The sequence below is a fragment of the Candidatus Sulfurimonas baltica genome (assembly GCF_015265455.1).
Taxonomy (GTDB): Bacteria; Campylobacterota; Campylobacteria; order Campylobacterales; family Sulfurimonadaceae; genus Sulfurimonas; species Sulfurimonas baltica.
Genome location: NZ_CP054492.1, coordinates 559,234 through 580,353 on the forward strand (window position 1 = coordinate 559,234; position 21,120 = coordinate 580,353).

A 21,120-nucleotide genomic window follows, 5' to 3' on the forward strand; every position below is an offset into this window, starting at 1 on the left:
TAACAAAATTAATTTGTTTCTTTAAGCTTTTGGTTGTAAAAACTACTTTTTAGCAGCTTTCCGTACTGCCTATTTTAACTCCGCCGATGACAATAGTTCCAGAAGGGCTGTCCCCTACATTGATTTCATTAATAATGGTTGTAATCATTTGTGAAACTTGCTCTACATTTTCTTCTGATTTATCATCTGTATGAAATAGGTTAATAGTGGGTGATAAGTCTTTTTTTAAAATTGGGTCGATTAAAACTAATCTTTCTTTATCGACAAGTCTAGTTACACTATGAGCCAAATCACCGTGAATATCTAAAAGTATAACACTACAATCATCTCTTAGAATGTCCCTGTAAATCATAGTTTTGAGAAGCTCACTCTTACCACTTCCAGTTTTTCCAGTGACATATGAGTGTTTATATCTCTCTTCAGTAGGAATTATCTTCTCGAAGCTATCATCAAATGGATCAAGGATTGGATTCTGACTATTGTAAGATAAAGCTAGTTCCATTAACTCAGGGTCTTTTAGCCAATTTTTAAAAAGCTCATTATCGGTTTTATAGTCTTTATCTTTAAAGCTTACGGTGTCGTTTAGGCTAATTTTATTAGAATGATGAATAGCTCTTTGATTTAATACATCTTGCTGACTAAGGTCAAGGTAGTTATATTGATTACTATAGCTTTTAACTTTAGATAAATCCAAAGATGCTAATTGTTGTGAGAAGTCTGTTAAGTTCTTGGCTATGTTGTTAACAAGCGAAATTCTATCTGGTTGGTTTAGTTTACAATTGATATTTTCGATAGAGTCTACAAAAAACACTTTTGACTGGCTAAGGAAATCATTTAAAAAAGGATGTGGTTGGTCTAGGGTAAAAATAACCTGGCATAGAAAAGGAGTTACACCATTTTTGTCATATACTATAATTCCTTCTAGTAAGTCTTTCAGTTTTTTTTGATGCTTCTTATCTTCTGGAATATGATTAATATGTATAAAAAGCTTATTTTGAAGGATAGCACCAACTGGTTGACTTTCTAGCATTTCATCTGTGATTGTTATACAGTGCTCAAATCCAAAAATTTGTTGAATAATTCCATTGTAAAAAATCTCTTCTGAAACATCTTTGTTACCAATAAGTACTAAGGTGCTTCGTACTCTTCTTAATGTTTTAAAAAAGTAAGTCAGCCATTCTTCAATATATTCAGAATTATCGTTTATAGTCAATACATGCAAAAATAGTTTTATAAAATACTTATTGATAAGTTCAATACTATACTCTTTTTCATTCAGTAGTACGCTGTCAAAACTAAACCGATATATTTTCTCTAGTTCCTGTTTGGTAATTTTTTGTATTTGAGTGTTAAGTCTTTGTTCTAAATAATGAGTATAGGTAAAAAGGTTAAAAGAATAACTACTATTTTTTATTTCATCGTATATGTCAAAAACTAAAATAGGTTCAATTTTTGATTTTATAATATGTAAAGGTAAGTGAATTTTATGGGGTTGATCTCTTTTATTTTCTACTAAATTATTTGTATCTTTGTATATTTTTACTTCTCTTGAAAGAACATGAAAGAGTTCTATCTCAATGTTACTCATATCTTCAATCTTGCTGATAAAATTTTCACCATTATGTATGAAGTAAATATTGTTAGAGTCTTTCGTTAAGGAGTTTGATTGGTTTTTAGAGATTTCATCTATTAACCAATGGCACTCTTGAATTATGTAGTCATACTCATTCAGCATATCTTGTTTTATTGTTTGTCGCATATTCTTTTCTATTGCATAATCTGATAATGTTCTAAAAGTATTATTAAAAGATTGTTGTAAAGGTTGCTGTAGGTCTATTGGTATTTGTTGTTGATTATCATGCATGTATTTCCTTGTTCTATGAAGACTGTAGATTATATTTTATTGTATAATGGGAGCACTGCATAACAACAAGAAGTTCATTTGCATCTAATTTTGCAAATATTTAAAAAAATACACTTTCGTATATTCCAAATTGATAATATATTCCATTAATATTATGGATATTTGAGATATTTACTTCTATCTCTTTCATCTATTAACACTCTTTCTCATGTTCATCTGTCTATATGCCAATAATCTTAGGTTAGCTGCTATACAAGCGATGGTAAAATTCATATTGTTTCTAACCAAACCTATAAATCTTGTAGTATGTCCTTTCATTTGAACTTTCAAATCTGCGAATCTATGTTCAACTTTTGCTCTTATCTTGTGTTTTGGTTTCTCATCTTCTCGCTGGATTTTTCTCTCATCACTGCTCATTTTCTGCTTCTCTTTAAGACATATCATATTCTCAATATCTTTTGATTGCAGAAGCTCATCTATCTCTTTGGACTTATAGGCTTTATCGGCATAACAAGCTTTTACATTTGGAATTGATTCTATAAATGGTTCAAGCACATCTATATCTGAAGTGTTAGCAAATGTAGTCATTGTTTTTAGAATCACTCCGCTCTCTTCATCTGATGCAATATGAGTTTTATATCCTTGTGTATATTGTTTTTTTGAGGATTGGTAACCTATTCTTATATCTGTATCTATTTTATTCTTATGCTCATAGCTATCTTTCTCATTTTCAATAATCTCTTGAGAAATTTTTACATCTTTAGTATCTATATCTTGAAGTGTGTCCAGTTGAGCGTTTTTCATTGTTTTTGAATTGTATTCTTTAGCGTTTAACAATTTTTCTATTTTCTTTTTTGAAGGTGTTCTTGATTTTAGCTCTTCATTTATTTGAATGTCTAGTTTGCTATTATCAGTTTCTACTTTTAATTTATCTTCACTTTTTTGCTCTTTAGTTTTATTGTTGATTTGAGTGTTTTCACTTTTGATAAGAGAAGCATCTACTAATACTGATTTACCCTCTTTGGCGATAAAGTTATTATCTTCTAGTTGTTTGTTGACTGCATTAAAAAGCTTATCATATAGTTTATTTGCAAGTAGTGAGTTTCTAAATCTACAAATTGTAGATTCGTCTGGTACGGTATCTTCTAAACTAAGTCCAACAAACCTTATAAACAATAAATTGACATAAAGTGCATCTTCCATTGATTGATCACTGAGGTTGTAGTATTTTTGCACGAGGAGTATTCTAAACATTAACACATTGTCATAAGCAGGCGAGCCAGTAGCATTCTTTCCGCCTCTACCATTTTTATTTAGTATTGGTCTTAGTTTCTCAAAGTTTATTATTGAATCTAACTCTTTAAGAAACGAATTTACCTTATGGAGTCTTGATGTTATTGCTATATCTGAAAATGTGTTGTTTGTATCTTTAAATGCCATGTCTCTACCTTGTTTATAGCAGATATTTTAGCCAAAAAGTGCTGTTAAAGTGCTTGTTTTAGGGAGTTTTCCTTGATGTTCTGGGGTTATTTACTGTGCAGTGGTCTCATAATAGCATAACAAAACAATGTTCTAAAAGTTCTTTAAAATAGATGCAAGCATTCTTATCTTTTGCTTCATATGAAGTCAAAATTTAAATGATATTTGTATTATGAAAACTTGATTTTTTTTTGCAGATTTTTGCAAAAATGTGCAGATTTAGAGCGAAATGTAGTAAAATTTTGTAGTAAAATTTTAAAGATTTATTTTTAAAACCCTATAAATAGGGCTACAAGAGGAATGAACTAACTAATCCAATAAGTCCACCAAACACTCCACCCCACACAACAAGCCATGAGAGATGTTCATGTATAAGTTTTTGAACCATCTCTTTAACCATTATAGGAGTTAACTCGTCCAACCTTGCATCTATTACATCTTCGATAGAGCTAATCATATCACTGCTTAAAGATGAGTTTTGCATATGATTCTGCAGAGTATTGTTAAACGCCTCACTTTTTACGATTTTAATAACTGCACTTTTCATTTTTAAAGAAAATGGTTCACGCAGACCTTCAAGTGCACTCTCTCCACCAAACATGCCAAGCATTCCACCAAAAGATGACTCCATAACTGTTTTGCTAAGAGCGTCAAATGCAGGGCTAAAGTCTGTCTCTTCAATGATTGGAGCCAACTCTATTTTTTTCTCTTCACTTTTAAAGAAGTTATCTAACTGCTCTTGAGTAAAAAATTGACTCATCATAAGGTTTTTTATAGACTCTTTAAAAGCTTCAAATCTTGCTGGAATTACTCCTGAACCATAAAGCAGCGGCACCCTCTCAAATAACATATGAATAGCTAATTGATTTGTAAGCGCACCAGAAAGAGCGAAAAGACCTGTATATAATAGATATGAACTGTATTCACTCTCTAATATAAATGATAAAACCACCAATAGTGCGGCTATAATGTTTGTTGTAAAACTTTTGTTTAATTTCAAAATGCATCTCCAATGTAAAAGCGAAATTATACTAAAAAGATTCTATAATATAATAAATAAATTTAAAAGAGAAGTACAATGAATAAAGAGAGCTATGAACTTTTTAAAAGTGGACAAATACAAACTATTTTAGACACTTTAAGTAGTGAACTCATAACAAGAAATGAGTCTCCGTTTTGGAGAGATAAAGTTATACCATTTAGTGAGGCAATCTTAAGTGTTTTAATACCTTTGAGAGAATCAAATATGCTTTTTAACCCTGAAGGTAAAGCTCAGCTTGAGCTTACTCCAGATCTTTTTTTAGAGTGGAGCAATTTCGTAAGCTTAAAAACATTAGCATTTACAATTCAAAAATCAAATGAAGCAAATGAGCTGCTTAGAACTAAGCTGGACAAAGCTACATGTAAAGAATATAAAAATATAGATTTAAAAAAACTAGGTGATTACTTAGCAAGATACACAGTTAATCTCGAAGATGAAAATTTAGACTTTCCAATAGCAAACTATAATTTGCACCAAGGTGTAAGTAACGTTATCAAGTCACTTCTCTAGGTATTTATAAATGAATAAGATTATAGAGTATTTTATTAACAATAGTCGTCTAAACTATATGTTGCTAGTCTTTTTATTATATTTAGGAGTTAATGCTTATATTAATATTCCTAAAGAGATGTTTCCAACTGTTGAGCTAGATAAAATATCAGTCTCTGGAAGTTATGCTGGCAGTAGTGCTACAAACATGGACAAAATGGCAGTTCGTGACATTGAAGATGCACTTAGTAATATTAACGGTATAGATAAAACAGAGACTACTATTATACCTGGGGCATTCTCAATTATTTTAACACTAAATGAAAATAGTGATAAAATAAATGTACTCAATAAAGTGCAAGACTCAATCGCCTCATCTAAGCAGTACCTTCCATCTGATATGGTTGATCCGATTGCAGTACTTTTAGATAAGCACAGATCTCTTATTAGGCTTTCAATCTCATCCAAAAAACATACTCAAGGTGAGTTGACAATTATTGCACAAGAGGTAAAATCAAAAATTTCAAGAATACAAAATATTAGTGATGTATCAATTAGGGGCGACTCTGATGAAGAGGTTTTAATTCAAATTGACTCTCAGGCGATTTCTACGTACAAGTTAAATCACTCGAGCGTGCTAAGCGCTATCTCTCAACTCTCATACATCTTCCCAATTGGAAACATAGAGGAGAGGGGTAGATTTGTATATGTTTCAACTGTAAATGGAAAAGCAAACGTAGAGGAGTGGAAGGACTCTATACTTGCAATTGGAGATAAAAATATAAAACTTGGCGATATCGCTGAAGTTAAAATACACTATCCTCAAACAAATACGCTCTCAACTTTTAATAATATACCTACTCTCTCGCTTGTTATATCTAAAGGTGATCAGGGAAATGCAATAGAGATGTCTAAGCAAATGTATAGCTTTGTTGAAAAGTTAAGAGTAAGCTATGACGGTGTTATTTTTAATCTGTACCAAGATAGCTCCAAACCGGTAGAAGACCGATTAAATACTGTTATATCAAACTTAATGTTTGGTCTAATTTTGGTTTTTTTATCAATGTATATTTTGATTAATCTTCGTATAGCGTTTATAGTGGCATTAGGTATCCCATTCTCTTTTATTATAGGACTGCTATTTATATATTATCTTGGGTACTCTATAAACATAGTATCACTACTTGGAGCACTGATAGTTATTGGTATAGTTGTAGATGATGCTATTGTTGTAAGTGAAAATATTCAACGTCATATTGATGATGACATGGAGATAAAAGAGGCTGTACTTTTGGGTGTAAAAGAGATGATGTTGCCTGTATCTCTTGCTACTATAACTACCGCGGCTGCATTTTTACCAATGTTTATGCTTACCGGAGAAATTGCACTGTTTTTGATTTTAGTTCCAATAGTGGTTGTTATGATATTGGTTGGCTCGCTAATAGAGAGTTTTTTCTTTTTGCCTCTTCATGCCAAAGAGATTTTGAAAAAAAGCAATAATTTAATTGATTGGAAACCTCTGCAAAACTCTTATGCAAAGACACTTCATTTTTTTATAACCTATAAAAAAACATTTGTCCTGCTGTTTTTAGTAATTATTCCCATACTAACAGTATTCACTGCCAAATCAATGAAATTTCAGTTTTTCCCAAATTTTGATGGTAACTACCTCTATATATCTGGAAAATTAGATATTAATACTCCAATAGCTGACACGTTTGAGATTGCAAAAGAGATAGAAGCAAAAATGATGGAGCATTCAGAAGAGTTCTCTCTAAAGTCTATCACCGCTTCAAGCGGATTTAGACGAAGCCTTTCAGGTGAAACTGAACGTAATAATAATGTTTTTTTCATTACAATGGAGCTCTATGACAGGGCTGAAACAAACTTTATAAATCGATACATAAACCCTGTTCTTAATTTTACTTTTGATTTTAATAATCCCGAGAGGATTAGAGAGAAAAAAACGTTTGAACTCTCACCTCGAGCAAAAGAGATTATTATGCCCTATAAAGAGAAGTATAATATGGTTGAATTAGGGGTGATGGAGAGCAAACCAGGTTTAATTAGAAGTGATATTCAAATAAACTTATCTGGAAGTGATGATAAAACCCTAGATGCTGCCATTAAAAGATTAGAAGCAGAGTTGTCAAACATAGAAGGCATCTTGAATTTTAGTGATAATATCCGCTATGGAAAAATGGAGTACAAGATTAAAATAAACCCTTACGGCGAGAGATTGGGACTTAGCGAAGCATCAATTGCGAAAATATTAAGCGGTTATTTTTTAGAGAGACGTCAATCTACCACATTTAATAAAAATGGAATTATGGAGATAAAAACTGAGGATATAGACAAAGACAAGGTTAAAACCTTAGTAGATTTTGATATACCGATATCTGATGGGCGATATGTCAAATTAACAGATGTAGCAGATATTTTAAAAATAAGAGACTATGAAAAGATTGATAAACTAAATGGAAATGTAGTGAAAACAATGTTTGCCAATATAGACAAGCGAAAAATCACACCCCAAGAGGTGCTTAATAAACTTGAAGCTGTTCTGGATGAGATTTCAAACTCTGGAGTGGAGGTAAATCTTCTTGGTGAAAAAGAGAAATCAAAACAGTTAAAAGAGGATATGAAAAAAGCCATTGTGTTAGCTGTATTTCTAATTCTATTGTCTCTTCTCTTGATATTTTCAAAAATAAAATATGCTCTGATGGTCATGAGTGTAATTCCTCTTTCAGTATTGGGTGCTTTGCTCGGTCATAAGCTTTTGGGGATTAACCTGACTATGCCGTCAATAATAGGTATTTTAGGACTAGCTGGTGTTGTAATAAATGATGGTATTATTATGTTAGATTTTTTACATGGAACACATAACTCAGAACAGTTTTTTAAACGTGCAAAATTAAGATTAAGACCAATCTTAATCACCACCATCACTACGTTTTTAGGTTTGTTTACGCTTATATTTTATGCAACGGGACAGGCAGTGATTTTGCAGCCTATAGCAATCTCAATTGGCTTTGGTTTGATTTGGGGGACAGTTTTGAACTTACTTTATTTACCAACGCTTTATGCTATGGTAAATGGTATTAATCCAATAACTGAGTTAAACAAAGATAAGGTATAAAGCTCCCCATAGGAGAGATACAAAAAGAGTGATAGTTACTAAAATAACTATCACTCTTGTGGTAAAGTAAAAAAGAAATTTAAAAAATTCCATACAAATCGCATAAAACTATTTGTATGGAAGTATTGGAAGGCGCACATATTTTGCGTAAGATATTCCATTTGTTAGATTTATAACATCATAGTTCATTTTTCTAGAAAGAAAGTCAGCTAAAACTTTTGTTCTGCTCCCTGTTCTGCAGATAATAGCAAAAGTTTTTTTTGTATCAACCGCTTTGTTTAGTTTCTCTAAAAAAACTTTAAGATCATAATTTCCTTTTTCATCAAAAAGCATAATCGGAATAGAGCGCTTGAGCAACCCTGTCTCTTTCCACTCCCCCGGTGTTCTGATATCAACAATAGGTATGCTTGAGTCAACAAGCTGTTGGGAAGGATTTTCATTTGTTACGGTAGCTAAGAGCGATGCCGATAGAAGTAAAAGTGACAAGAATGTTTTTTTCAATATTTTCTCCGTGTAAGTTTGAATTTAATGTATAATTATATCTATAAATAAATAATAGGTTAAAAATGGCATCTGAAAAAGCAGTAGATAACGCACAAAGACTTCGGTATATAAGAGCGCTTGAGAGGTTTCACAAAAGCATACTCTCTTATTTAATGAATACTCCGGAGCTTTCAAATGCAGGGTATGCTAAGAAGATTGAAAATTCTTTAAAAGTTTTGCAAAGAGTCGATGAAATCGCACTCTATAAGGGTGACTTGCAAGATTTGCAGAAGTTAGTTAAAAAAATTATAAGTTATAAGGAATCTGATAAAAATATAGAAGATATCAAAACTGATATTTTATATAGTTCAAATCAGCTTGAAAAAAACAAGAATGCAAGAAGATATAAAAAAGATAAACACTCCGAATCAAAGTATGATGATTGGGAGTAGGAGAGTTACCTTGACTCTTCTAGCATTTTATCTAGGAAAGTAAATAGCTCATTGGAAGATTTTTCCATCATTTCAAAGTTATTTATTATATCCTCGGAATTTGCGATTGTATTCTTCTGAGCATCCCCTTTTATATATGTTAGATTTTTATTTGCATAATCGTGAACAATCGAGTGAGGTGTTGCTATTTTAGAGTAAGAGGAAGTATTTGAAAATCTACTTTTCCCCTTGTTGTCGTACCATTTGCCAAATCTACACTCATGAGATGTGCTTGGAGTTAAAATTTCTTTTAATGAAAGAAGAGAGTTGTAAGCACGTGATTTATATAAAATGTGATCTAGTTTTGCAAGTACTACAAATATACTACTCTCCATTTTATATGAAAAATCAACAATTTTTTTAGAACTTTCACTTAAATCAATAAGAGTCTCTTCGAATCCGGTGATTTTTTTCGTTGACCCTTCTACTGTGATTTTCATATTGTCAGAACTTGTTTGAATGTCGTTCATATCCTGTTGCAGGGATTTTATAGATACTGAAATCTCCCCGGTTGCCTTATGTGTTCTCTCTGCAAGTTTTCGCACTTCATCAGCTACAACAGCAAATCCTCTGCCGTGCTCACCCGCTCTTGCTGCTTCAATAGCTGCATTTAGAGCAAGAAGGTTTGTCTGGTCCGCAATATCTGTGATAAGCTCAATCACCGATGTTATTTCATTTGTCTGATGTGCTATCTCCATAATGCTATGGTTGTTAATATTTACCTGCTCGCTTAACTGGCTAAGTTCATTTGTTATTTCTGATATATCATTGCGTGTTCCATTGGCTAATTTTGCAGCCTCTTGAGTAGCAGAGGTGATAATTTCAAGTTCATTGATGTTTTCACTTAGGTTAGATGTGATTATGGAGAGTGATTCGGTTACCTGCACGCTTTTAACACTGATTTTAGATTTAAAAACATCCCTTTGAGCACTTTCGTATTGGGACCTCATAAACTCAATGCTAGTCGCAACACTCTCAATGGCTTTTACAAATTCACCACCCATTCCAGCCGATGAGATTTTATGTGAAAAATTACCTTTTGATGCATCGGTAATTGTCCTGTTTATCTCATTGATTAAGTCTTGTGTATGAGCTATAAGGTTTGTTACTTCCTTGCCCATAACACCAAGTTCTGTTTCTTCATTTGTATTCGTTGCTTTGTGAGAAAAGTCGCCTTTTGCTACATAACCGATTAAAGAGGTGAAATCTTTTATACCGTCTGTGATTGATTTTCTAATTAAAGTTGATAATATTAAAACAATTGAGCCAACAATAGAGCCTAGTGCAAAAACAAAATATTTAAAAAAAGTAATTAAGCCGCTAATTTCAATCGACTCACTATTTAATTCAGCTGTTTTAAGTTTTTTAAGCTTTTCAAATGATTCTCTTGATTCATTTGCATAATGTGTTAAGTTGTTTTTATATTTGGCATATATAGCATCTTTATTATTGTTGATGTCATCTACAGATAAAGATTTTAACAGTTTCATGGAGTTATCCAAAAAAAGCATTGTTGTTTTTTTTGCTTCACTTGTCATAGACAATGTTTTGTCTTCAGTAATAAGCTTTTCTAGCTCAACAAAGTCAGTTCTTATATTCTCAATTGTGTCAGTAATTTTAGAAATATTTTTAGCATAGTCACCACCTAACATTATATCTCTGTTTTTTCTGCTTACGTAGTTTAAGTTTTTTTCTATGTTAAGGGTTAGTAGTTTTTCAGCCATAGTTGCATCTTTAAGATGATCGTATTTTATCTCAACATACTGCAGAGCAAAAAAAACAAAAATAGTAGCTCCAAAAATAGTTACTGATACAAGAGTTACAAAGTAAAGCATTTGTTTTTGAATACTTGTTTTGCTAAACATAAAAATCCTTTATTTTAAAATACGATATTACATTAAAAATAGTATATTTTCCATTAAACTAATTAAAATTGCCATTTAAATATACATAAGTTGAGAAAGAAGTATTACTATGACAACAAGCGTAAATGGAAAAAAATGACTCTTGAATACCCAAGGGTTTATATTGAAAAGTTTTTGATTAATTCCTCTAATACCGAGCCAAGAGCCAAGAAAAGCTTTGATACTAAGCAGTATTTGAAAATATGTCATTGTGTTATCTTCAATCTTACCAAAAACTTTAGTTATCATGTACAAACCGCTAGCCACTGCAATCATTAAAGCGTAAGGAACAACTTTCCTGACGTTTATCATAATAGCTTCTCTGGCTTTGGCATACTCTTCGTTTGTTAAAGTTTGCTTCATCTTAGATATAAAGAGAATGTCAATAAATAAGAAGCCACCATATATAAATACTGAAAAAATATGGATTGTGTGAATTAGTGTATATGTTATGATATATCCTTGTTTTTGGAGAATTTTAACATAAGTTATATTTTTTTTAAAGTAGAATGTTTTTATAAATTTATTATACGAAGGAAATATATGTCAATAGCAGAAGAGGATATTAAAAAATTTGAAAGAGCAGATTGTGAGCAAGATAGAGTTTTTTATCAAGCGATGGAAGAAGTTATCTGTTCTATCTCTCCATTACTAGAGTCAGATGAAAGATATACAAGACATGCTATTTTAGAGCGACTTGTTGTTCCAGATAGGATAATAAAATTTAAAGTAGTATGGATGGATGACAACCAAAATATTCAAGTAAACACTGGTTACAGAGTTCAGTTTAATAATTCATTAGGGCCATACAAAGGTGGTTTGCGTTTCCATCCAACTGTAAATGAGGGAATTTTAAAGTTTTTAGGATTTGAACAAATTCTTAAAAATGCTCTTACTGGTTTACCTATTGGTGGAGGTAAGGGTGGAAGTGATTTTGACCCTAAAGGTAAAAGTGATTTTGAAGTTATGAAATTTTGTTCAGCTTTTATGACAGAACTTCATAAATATATAGGACCAAGAATTGATATTCCAGCCGGAGATATTGGAGTTGGTGCTAGAGAGATAGGTTACCTTTTTGGCGAATACAAGAAGATTACATCATCTTATGAAGGTGTTCTAACTGGTAAACCTTTTATGTTTGGTGGATCACTTATGAGACCAGAAGCTACAGGTTATGGGGCAGTTTATTTTACTGAAACAATGTTAGACATGGAAGGTAAAGAGAGTCTAGAAGGAAAAATTTGTACAATCAGTGGGGCTGGAAATGTAGCACTTCATGCAATTGAAAAGCTTCAACAGATTGGAGCGATTCCAGTTACATGTACAGACTCAAAAGGGACGATTTACGACCCTAGAGGTGTCGACTTATGTCTTCTAAAAGAGTTGAAATTAGAAAAAAGAGCCTCTTTAGAGGAATATGTTGTAGCGCATCCAGAGGCTAAATATATACCAGTTTCTGAGTACCCAAAAGGTGGACATGCTGTTTGGGATATACCATGTTATGCAGCATTTCCTTGCGCAACACAAAATGAACTGACTGAGATAGATGCTCAGAACCTGATATCAAATGGATGTATTAGTGTAACAGAGGGTGCAAATATGCCATCTACACCGGATGCCATAGATGCTTTTTTGGCTCACAAAATATGCTTTGCACCGGCAAAAGCAGCTAATGCAGGCGGTGTTGCAGTTAGTGAGTTTGAGATGGCTCAAAATGCTTCAATGTCAAAATGGTCTTTTGAAAAAGTTGATAATAAACTAAAAGAGACAATGCAGCAGATATGTAAAAGAGTGGCTCTGACAGCAAAAGATTATGGAGTTGAGGGTAACTACGTTGATGGAGCGAATATTGCAGGATTTAAAAGAGTTGCTGATGCTATGATTGCTGAGGGAATATAATAGAAATTCTTATGAATAGTTATTTAATCCCTCTTGGACTCAGTGTTACGAAAATAGCTATAATTATTGGGCTATTTTTATTGGTATATTTTATTCGTAAAGTTGTTTTTGATTTAATTCAAAATAGTATTTTTAAAATTAAATCACTAAAGAGTTCATCGGAAGATATTTTGAAAAGTATTAGAAAATTATCTGAAATAATGATAATTTTGATTAATGTTGAACTTGCAATTTATGTTTATAATGACTATATACCTATAGAGTCTTTAGGGGTATACTTTAATGTCATGTATGCATTTTTAGTTACATTTATTGTTTATAGAGTTGTAAATACAGTCGCAGATATTAAGCTTAAAAAGATTGCGGCACAACAGAGAAAAATAAAAAATGAAGTAATAAATGTAGGCATTAGAGTTCTAAATGTACTTATTTGGATTATAGGATTTTTAGTTATGCTACGCCTATTTGGCGTAGAGTTAACAGCAGTTATATCTGGACTTGGTATTGGGGGTTTGGCAATAGCACTAGCATCAAAAGACTCTCTTGCAAACTTTTTTGGAACCCTTTCTATTTTGTTTAGTGATGTGTTTTCTCAGGGTGATTGGATTGAGGTTGATGGCAAAGAGGGAACAGTTGTAGAGATTGGTTTGCGTGTTACAAAACTTAGAACTTTTGATAATGCTTTAATAGCTATACCAAACGCGGTAGTAGCAAATAAAGATGTAAAAAATTGGAATAAACGCTCACTAGGAAGACGCATAAAAATGAGTTTAGGAATCAAGTATGACTCCAAACCTCAAAATATTAAAAATGCACTTTCAGATATTTACAATATGTTAGACAAACATCCAGGAATTGCAACGCAAAACACAAAGTTCGACCACAGTTTGAATGAGAGTAAAAAGCCAAGAATAGTTCGTTCTAAAGATGATGAACAAGGCGTTAAGAAAACACTGTTAGTATATCTAGATGAATTTTCTGACTCAAGTATAAATATTCTGGTTTACTCATTTTCAAAGACTGTAATTTGGGCTGAATGGCTAGAAGTAAAACAGGACGTTATGTTTAAAATAATGGAAATTTTTGAGAAAAATTCAATAGAATTTGCTTTTCCATCGATGTCACTTTATCATGAAAGTGGGTTAGATTTATTGGGCAAAAAATAAATCTAACCATATATTCAGATTCTTTTGATAAAATCAACTCTTAAAAAATCAATATAAAGAACTTAAAATTATGCAAAATACAAAAGCCAGAACAAATATTTACGCATTGCTTTCTCGTGTACTGCTTCAAGAACTAGATACTGAAATGCTTAAAACAATTAAAAATGACGAAAATATTTTAGATTTTTTCCCAACATTAAAAGAGTGGAAGCCATTTCAAGAGATACAAGCAAGTAAACTTTTAGAAGAGTATTTAAACCCTGACTTTGTTAATCTCTCTGTTTTACATCTTATTCCTTATGAAACTTTTTACACTAGAGAAGACCAAAAGATTGAAACAGGCGGAGCCAACCCGGTTACAGATATTTACAGCGCTTATGATTTTATGGTTGATTACGAAGTCTCTCGCACTATTTCGGCAGATCATATTGGTGTTGAATTGGAGTTTATGCATCATTTGGTTGAAGCTGAGTTAAAAGCTTTGGAAGAAAATGATAGTGTTGCTGTTCTTGAACTCAAAGAGGTTCAGAGAGAATTTTTAAACAAACACCTTCTTCAGTGGGCACCTTTGTACCTGATAAATATGAAGTTTGAAGCACGAACACCTCTTTATTATGATGCTGCTGAGATGGCTTTAGAATTTTTACTAAGTGATAATGAATATTTATCAAAAGAGTTAAGTTAGAAGATGATACAACTAAGTGCAGGTCTTTGTGTTCGCTCATTATCAAAAGATAGTGAGTGTAATAGATGTGAAACAATATGCCCAACAGGAGCAATAGTTGTAGCTGATAATCCACTGCCAAGTATCAATTTTTCTGCTTGTGTTGCATGTGGCGCATGTGACGCGGTTTGCCCAAATGAAGCACTCTCTTTAGATAATTTTAGTGCAACAGATTTTTTCTTTAAATTTATTGAAGATGATGACAATTTAATATCTTGCAAAAAGAATGTTCCATGTATAGCAGCTCTAAATATTGAAAATATTATCTCAATGGCGGTACTTAAAAAAGAGATAGTTTTTGACATGGGTCACTGCGATGGTTGTGAGATAGCTCATAAATGCAAACCTCAAATAGAAAAAAACCATGAAGAGGCATCTTATATCTTAGAAGCTATGGAGAATCCGGCGTTTATTAGAGTTGAAGATGTTAAGTATGAAAAAGCTGATTCCAAGCAAGGTGAAACAAGCGACAGAAGAGATTTCTTAAAAAATATAAATTTAAAAGCTGTGGCAAAAACAAAACATGCATTTGAAAAAGAGATAAAAAAAGCAACAGATGAATTGGTTGAACATACTCTGCAAAAGAGTGATATAGCCCTTTTAAAACAAAAACGAATACCAGACAGAAGAAAACTGTTTTTTACAGCTATAAAAAGAGTAGAAAAGCCATCCCAGTTTCATATAATTGAAACAGATGAGATTACATTCACATCAATGAAACTGCTTGATAGTGAAAAATGTACTGCATGTCAAATGTGCTACAGAGTCTGTCCAACCGGTGCTTTAACATCTGATGTTAAAAATTCTAAAATAGATTTTGATCCATTTCTTTGTATTAAATGCCATATCTGTCATGATGTATGTGAGCCGGATGCTATAACCCTTTCACCCTCATATAATGTAAAAGAGTTTTTTGAACCTGCTGTGCAAAACCTCATTAAGTTTAATGTAAGAAGATGTAATGAGTGTAATGTTATATTTAGTACAAACACGGCAGATAAGTTATGCTACAGATGTAAAGCGGAAGATGAAGAGGCTCGCGAACTTTGGGGTATAACCGATGATATGTAATATAGGATATTTAAAATGATGAACGATGGTAATGAGATTTCTCATCATACAAAGCTTTACGGTTTTATAGGAGAGTTTGCAGGGCAGAGCAGTGTGTCCGCAAAACTAAACAAAATATTTAAAGCCAAGAGTAAAGATGCGATGATGATTCCTATGAACATCAGAGAAGATGATTTTTATTTTACAGTTTCTAATATGAAAAAGTCACATGTAAATGGTGCTTTTATTTCAACTGAGTATGTCACTAATGTAGTCGAACTTTTGGATGAAAGCTCAGAGATAGTAAAGCACTCCGGCATGTGTGATATATTAATCCGTGATGGTGAAAAACTCATTGGAGATATTTTAAGTATAGAAGCCTTAAGAGAGTTTTTAAAAAAAAGAGGTGCTGAAAAAGTTGCGCTTATTGGAATAAATCACTATGCAAAAGCTTTTGCTTTTAATGCACAAGAGTTTGAAGTTAGTTATTTTAACGATGATTTAGAGTCCTTGATGAGTTTTACAACCGATATGAAAGTGGTTGATGCTGATATCAACCGGATAGCTGATAGGATGGATGTGGACTTTTCAAGTTATGATGCAGTTATTGACTTTTCAGATATCCAAAGTTTTAACATGGTTAATAATCTAAGTGCAACAAATATTGATTTGAAACTAAAAAAGCAGTTTTCAGCCCTTAAAACAAGAGCCCATGAACTAGAAGCTAGCTATATTGGTTTTGATGAGTTGTGTGATGAATTTAGTGAGGCTGTTTTTGAATATTTTAAAGAAAAAAAACATCTTGATTATGATAAATCAGACATGAGATTTTAAAAAAAAGGAAAATAATAATGAATACAAATGATTTTAGTGATTTAAGAGCAGAGTTTGATAAGTTTGTAAAAGAGAGTTGTATAACAGACCCAGCAAAGGGTGGTGAGCCTGAGGACAGAGATTCTGGTGACAAAGTAGATGATGAACCAGTACCTCAGTTTGTTGATGCTCTAACATCTAAGCTTTTATCCCCTGCCGTTAGTGGAGTATATTTATCTAGGCTTGATATAAAAAGAGTTGCTGAGGCTATTGATGAGTCTATACCAATTAAAGAGCGTATTAAAATGGTTAGAGCTCTGTTTAGACACACGACAAAACAGCAGTATCTTAAAGATGCTTTTGCTGAAATTGATAAACATATTAATGGCCGTATTTTAATATATACTGAGCTGAGCGAGGCCTTTCCGGCGTCAAAATCTATATTTGACGAACACACAAATAAAGCTAAAAAAACTATGAGAATGTTCAACCAGATAATAGAAGACTTTGAGGAGATAGAAGCGACGGACGACCCTATGTTTGTTTAAAAATCAAAATAGCGACGCATTTGCTGCGTTGCTTCAGTCGTCAGATACTTAAGTATCCTTCCTTCATCAGCCCTTGCAAATGCATCACTCTTTTAATTTTAAATTTTTGAATACTTAGGCAACTAGACCCTGAATTAAATTCAGGGTGACGTAGGTATCGTGATTGCGAAGATGTGTTGTCATTGCGAAGAGTGTCGTCATTGCGAAGAGTGTCGTCATTCCAAACTTGATTTGGAATCTCATTTATTTTTATAGAGTTCAATTGTCTCTACATGTAGAACTAAAGTTACAGTATATTCTGAAGCTCTAGCCATCCCTGCCAAATAACAGCACTTAAAATACCTGCTACAAAACCGGCGACTATATCATCACCCATAACACCGATACCACCTTTAGCTTCACGGTCTATTCTGCCTATAATAGATGGTTTTACTATATCAAAATATCTGAAAAGCAAAAATGATAGTAGACTCTGTACTAAAAAACCATTTTGTAAATCACTTACTTCGTTTAATCCAATACTGATTGCAGGCGCAACACTTAGTGCAAACCACATCCCAGCTAATTCATCTATTACAATACGTTTATCGTCGTGTATTGCACTTTTAGCTTCGTATTTGTTTATCTCTTTTATTGCGATTATACTGATAAGAACAGTAGCCAGAAACAGAGTTTGTGCACTAAAGTAGATAAGTATAAGCATTCCTATAGGTAATGCCACTAAAGTTCCAACAGTTCCTGGGGCTTTTGGAGCAAGCCCGCTATATCCTAAAGTTATAAAAAACCAATTCATATTTATCCTATGTAAGCGAGGTTGTTTGATAGAGTTTCATCAGCTCTAAATAAAAATCTTTTTCGGTGTGCTCTTCCAAAAGACCAGCAACCGGAAGTAGGGCATAGTATAGTTTCTCTAAGTTTTTAAATCTGTTTGGGAACAATCTTGAGAGGATAAATGCTGAAATCTCTTTTCTAATAAGTATTGTAGGCGGTAAAATACCAAGTTCTAAAAGTTCTAAAATTGAGTCAGCATGATAAGATATCTGATGATGCTGTCCGTGAGGACATGTGTTTTTGCTAACAAGAGTCGTACATTTATCACAATAAACATACTCACTTGCAACTGTGATTTCAATATCAATACCAATAACTTTATCAATTATTGACTTGTTGGAATTACAGTCTGAAAACATACCAAGTCCAGCATGGTTTCTGCCTATTGTAAGTCTATCACAGCCGTAGTTTTTTGCTACAATAGCATCAATTATTATCTCATTATAGCCGGCAAATATATAACTATTTTCTAGAGCAACTATAACAACATGGTTTTTAGTTAAAAAATTATTGATAAAAAACTCTAAAGACTCTTTTCTGATATCATAACTTAAATTTGACTCATTATATGGTTTTAGTAAAAATATAACAAGCAAGTCAGTATTGTCCAATGCTTGTCTAATAAGTCTTTCATGGGCACGGTGAAGAGGATTTGCCGCCATTACAAGGGCTGTTGTATGTTTAGCCTCTATCTGCTTTTTAGCTTTTTCAATAATTTGTTTGTTTTTGTTCCTTGATTTGTTAGCTAGTTGATACTCACCGCTTACTGCCAAAGAGCCTAGTCTTTTTATTGTAGCCATTACTCCGGGATGTTTAATGTCATCAGTTCCATATATATGTTTTATTCTATCACTTGGATCAACATAAAACACTTCATCAACTATCAAAGTAGCAAAAAGTTTGTCATCAAAAAGAATGTCTATCTCTTCACCTGCATGTAGTGATTTTAAGACCTCTTCATTTATTTTTCCAGAAGGGGCAAGTATAAAAGGAAAAGGAAAGGACTTTCCATCTATAAGACACGTTCTTAGAACTTCTTTGCACTCAGAAGCGTTCATTAAAGATGTAGCTGGAGAGAGTAGCCCATCTTTTAAAAGTTCTAGCGCGGAGGCTGCTTCACTATCTATTAGAAGAGTTTTATTTTTTCTTAATGATGTCATATTTTTTTCTTTTTTCCCATAAACTTTTACGACTTATACCTAGTTTTTTTGACAATTCAGTATCTGGAAATTTATGCTGATTGTTTAAAACAATAAACTTAACATACTCTTCAATAGGCAGTATTTCACCTTGATCGAAAATATTGTTTTCACTCTTTATCTCTAGAACTTTTAAATCTTCATCCTCTATTTTGTCTGTGGAGGATATTATTATCTTTTTACCTTCAATAAGTTTGTAAAAAGCTTTTCTATCACTCTTCTTTATAGCTTGAAAATCTATTACGTATGTTAAGGTATTCTCTGTAATTGATTCAATTTCATCCATGGCTTTTGGATCAGTTAGAGTTATAAAGTGCATTGGTAGACTTTTATATTTTGAATACTTAAATGCAAAAGAGTCTGCAATTTTTTGGTAGGATGAAGATACGAAAAGAGGAAGCTCTAGGTTGTCAAATTTATACTCTTCATTTAATGTCAAGAAAGAGTGAGTTAAATACTTTTCATATGACTTATTTTCTTTTTTTAACTTTTCATAGTCTTGATAGTGATTTATCTTTCTAATTAACTCTTCAATCATAAATGGTTTTAAAATATAATCTTTTGCTCCAGCTGACAGGGGTTTAGAAACCGTGTCGTTGCTGATATAGGAAACCATTAAAATAATAATGGAGTTCTTAAATGTTTCAATAACTGGGTTGAAGTCTTGACCATTGATGTTTGTAGAGAGTAAAACAACATCATAGTTATTACTTTTAATTGCATCTCTTGTTGATGTGCACATTTCACACACATGCCCAAGCTCACTTAATTTTGTTGCGATACTTTGTGCTAAATAAACTTCGTTCTCTATTATTAGTATTTTCATTCTTTAAATTTTTGTCCAATCAAAATATTTTAAATTTGCATTTGCTATAGCTCCAACACCTTCGCCTCTGCCTATAAAGCCAAGCTTTTCAGTTGTTGTCGCCTTTATATTTACTCTACTTGGTTCTATATTCAATATAGAGCTAAGTATTTTTCTCATAGCCAGTTTGTAATTGCCAATCTTAGGTTTTTCAGCAGCTATTGTTAAATCTACGTTTACAATAACAAAACCAAAATTATATATCTTAGCAACAACTCTTTTTAATAACTCTTTAGAATCAATACCTTTATACATCTCATCGCTGTCTGGAAACATCATACCAATATCTCCCATCCCAGCGGCGCCCAAGAGAGCATCTATAAGCGCATGAATTGCCACATCTCCATCACTATGAGCTTTGAACCCATACTCGGAGTCTATCTTTACGCCGCCTAGATACATGTTCCCTTTATTGTCGAAAGCATGAACATCAAAGCCAGTCCCACTTAGAGTGTCCTCTGATGGCGCTGCAAGACAACTTAGCTCTTTTAGGTCTTGAAGATGAGTTAGCTTATGGGCATTAACATCACCGAGGATAAACTCTCTAGAGCCGCCATTCGCAACTATAGCGCTACTCTCATCTGTAAACTCCTGTGGCTGTTTAAGTGCATTTTTAAGAGCTGAAGTAAGTGAAAGCTGCGGAGTCTGTACTCTTTTAACTTTATCTCTGTCTATAGTTTTATCTTCATAAACTATAGTGTCATTAACTGGAAGATAAGGGACTATGCAGTCACTATCGCCAATGTGAGATATAATTTGTTCCAAAAACTCTTTACTGATGCATGACCTTGCTATATCGCTGACAAGAACATATTCTGTTGTAACTTCGCAAAGAGAATTTTGTAGAGACTCTCCTCTGGTTGATCCACCCTCTACAAATGTAAAGTCTGAGTAGTTCTTCATAAACTCAATATCTTCTTTTGAAGAAGTTATGATTATTTTGTCAAACTGTTTAGTATCTTCACACTTATCAGCTACAAATTGCCACAAAGGTTTATGGTCAACTCTAAGCCATTGCTTTTTAACATCAAGTTCAAAGCGTGTAGAACTACCAGCTGCAAGTAATATAAGCGTTAAGTTGGGCAATAAAACTCCTATATTTTAAAAGTGTTACGAAATTATACATGTAAATAG

Annotated in this window: 19 protein-coding genes; 9 read left to right on the top strand and 10 right to left on the bottom strand. The window is 32.6% G+C overall.

Annotated elements, in window-relative coordinates:
• Positions 1-49: 49 nt before the first annotated feature.
• The 3 genes from HUE88_RS02805 to HUE88_RS02815 all read right to left on the bottom strand — a co-directional run bounded on the left by HUE88_RS02805 (position 50) and on the right by HUE88_RS02815 (position 4,343).
• Positions 50-1,864 (bottom strand): helicase HerA domain-containing protein, encoded by a 1,815-nt coding sequence (locus HUE88_RS02805; protein WP_194370849.1) that lies wholly within the window; start codon positions 1,862-1,864, stop codon positions 50-52.
• Positions 1,865-2,050: 186 nt separating this feature from the next.
• Positions 2,051-3,304, bottom strand: a complete 1,254-nt coding sequence (locus HUE88_RS02810; RefSeq protein ID WP_194368150.1) for an IS5 family transposase — start codon at positions 3,302-3,304, stop codon at positions 2,051-2,053.
• Between the two features lie 328 nt (positions 3,305-3,632).
• Complete coding sequence (locus HUE88_RS02815) at positions 3,633-4,343, bottom strand: DUF445 domain-containing protein (RefSeq protein ID WP_194370850.1); 711 nt, start codon at positions 4,341-4,343, stop codon at positions 3,633-3,635.
• Positions 4,344-4,421: 78 nt separating this feature from the next.
• Between HUE88_RS02815 and HUE88_RS02820 the strand changes: the two genes are divergently transcribed.
• Positions 4,422-4,895, top strand: coding sequence for a hypothetical protein (locus HUE88_RS02820; protein ID WP_194370851.1), 474 nt, complete (start codon positions 4,422-4,424; stop codon positions 4,893-4,895).
• A gap of 10 nt (positions 4,896-4,905) precedes the next feature.
• The gene (locus HUE88_RS02825; RefSeq protein ID WP_194370853.1) at positions 4,906-8,013 is read left to right on the top strand and encodes an efflux RND transporter permease subunit; all 3,108 of its coding nucleotides are present in this window, start codon (positions 4,906-4,908) and stop codon (positions 8,011-8,013) included.
• A 108-nt stretch (positions 8,014-8,121) separates the two neighbouring features.
• On the opposite strand, the gene HUE88_RS02830 is transcribed toward HUE88_RS02825, so the two are convergent.
• Positions 8,122-8,514 carry a rhodanese-like domain-containing protein gene (locus HUE88_RS02830; RefSeq protein WP_194370855.1) on the bottom strand — a complete coding sequence of 131 codons (393 nt, stop codon included), beginning with the start codon at positions 8,512-8,514 and terminating at the stop codon, positions 8,122-8,124.
• Between the two features lie 65 nt (positions 8,515-8,579).
• On the opposite strand from HUE88_RS02830, the gene HUE88_RS02835 reads away from it, so the two are divergent.
• Complete coding sequence (locus HUE88_RS02835; RefSeq protein WP_194370856.1) at positions 8,580-8,948, top strand: hypothetical protein; 369 nt, start codon at positions 8,580-8,582, stop codon at positions 8,946-8,948.
• 5 nt (positions 8,949-8,953) lie between these two features.
• Here HUE88_RS02835 and HUE88_RS02840 read toward each other — a convergent pair whose 3' ends face one another.
• Both HUE88_RS02840 and HUE88_RS02845 read right to left on the bottom strand, forming a co-directional pair.
• Positions 8,954-10,852 (bottom strand): methyl-accepting chemotaxis protein, encoded by a 1,899-nt coding sequence (locus HUE88_RS02840; protein WP_194370858.1) that lies wholly within the window; start codon positions 10,850-10,852, stop codon positions 8,954-8,956.
• Positions 10,853-10,927: 75 nt separating this feature from the next.
• The gene (locus HUE88_RS02845) at positions 10,928-11,254 is read right to left on the bottom strand and encodes a hypothetical protein (RefSeq protein ID WP_194370860.1); all 327 of its coding nucleotides are present in this window, start codon (positions 11,252-11,254) and stop codon (positions 10,928-10,930) included.
• A gap of 180 nt (positions 11,255-11,434) precedes the next feature.
• Here HUE88_RS02845 and gdhA point away from each other — a divergent pair, with 180 nt between their 5' ends.
• The 6 genes from gdhA (at position 11,435) to HUE88_RS02875 (ending at position 17,091) form a co-directional block, all read left to right on the top strand.
• A complete protein-coding gene (gene gdhA, locus HUE88_RS02850; protein WP_194370862.1) occupies positions 11,435-12,790 on the top strand; it encodes an NADP-specific glutamate dehydrogenase in 1,356 nt (451 codons plus the stop codon).
• An 11-nt stretch (positions 12,791-12,801) separates the two neighbouring features.
• Positions 12,802-13,956, top strand: a complete 1,155-nt coding sequence (locus HUE88_RS02855; protein WP_194370864.1) for a mechanosensitive ion channel family protein — start codon at positions 12,802-12,804, stop codon at positions 13,954-13,956.
• Positions 13,957-14,026: 70 nt separating this feature from the next.
• Entirely contained in the window at positions 14,027-14,641 is a 615-nt protein-coding gene (locus tag HUE88_RS02860) for a TorD/DmsD family molecular chaperone (protein WP_194370866.1), read from the top strand.
• Positions 14,642-14,644: 3 nt separating this feature from the next.
• Positions 14,645-15,751, top strand: a complete 1,107-nt coding sequence (locus HUE88_RS02865) for a 4Fe-4S binding protein (RefSeq protein WP_194370868.1) — start codon at positions 14,645-14,647, stop codon at positions 15,749-15,751.
• Positions 15,752-15,766: 15 nt separating this feature from the next.
• The gene (locus HUE88_RS02870) at positions 15,767-16,564 is read left to right on the top strand and encodes a hypothetical protein (protein ID WP_194370870.1); all 798 of its coding nucleotides are present in this window, start codon (positions 15,767-15,769) and stop codon (positions 16,562-16,564) included.
• Between the two features lie 17 nt (positions 16,565-16,581).
• Positions 16,582-17,091 carry a hypothetical protein gene (locus HUE88_RS02875; protein ID WP_194370872.1) on the top strand — a complete coding sequence of 170 codons (510 nt, stop codon included), beginning with the start codon at positions 16,582-16,584 and terminating at the stop codon, positions 17,089-17,091.
• Between the two features lie 286 nt (positions 17,092-17,377).
• On the opposite strand, the gene HUE88_RS02880 is transcribed toward HUE88_RS02875, so the two are convergent.
• Genes HUE88_RS02880 through HUE88_RS02895 form a run of 4 tightly spaced genes read right to left on the bottom strand, consistent with a single transcriptional unit; the run spans position 17,378 to position 21,072 of the window.
• Complete coding sequence (locus tag HUE88_RS02880) at positions 17,378-17,884, bottom strand: phosphatidylglycerophosphatase A family protein (RefSeq protein WP_194370873.1); 507 nt, start codon at positions 17,882-17,884, stop codon at positions 17,378-17,380.
• A 7-nt stretch (positions 17,885-17,891) separates the two neighbouring features.
• A complete protein-coding gene (locus tag HUE88_RS02885; protein WP_194370875.1) occupies positions 17,892-19,082 on the bottom strand; it encodes a sulfate adenylyltransferase in 1,191 nt (396 codons plus the stop codon).
• Positions 19,060-19,947 carry a response regulator gene (locus HUE88_RS02890; RefSeq protein ID WP_194370877.1) on the bottom strand — a complete coding sequence of 296 codons (888 nt, stop codon included), beginning with the start codon at positions 19,945-19,947 and terminating at the stop codon, positions 19,060-19,062. The genes HUE88_RS02885 and HUE88_RS02890 overlap by 23 nt, the downstream gene beginning before the upstream one ends.
• Before the next feature lie 3 nt (positions 19,948-19,950).
• Positions 19,951-21,072, bottom strand: coding sequence for a bifunctional 2-C-methyl-D-erythritol 4-phosphate cytidylyltransferase/2-C-methyl-D-erythritol 2,4-cyclodiphosphate synthase (locus HUE88_RS02895; RefSeq protein ID WP_194370879.1), 1,122 nt, complete (start codon positions 21,070-21,072; stop codon positions 19,951-19,953).
• Positions 21,073-21,120 lie beyond the last annotated feature (48 nt).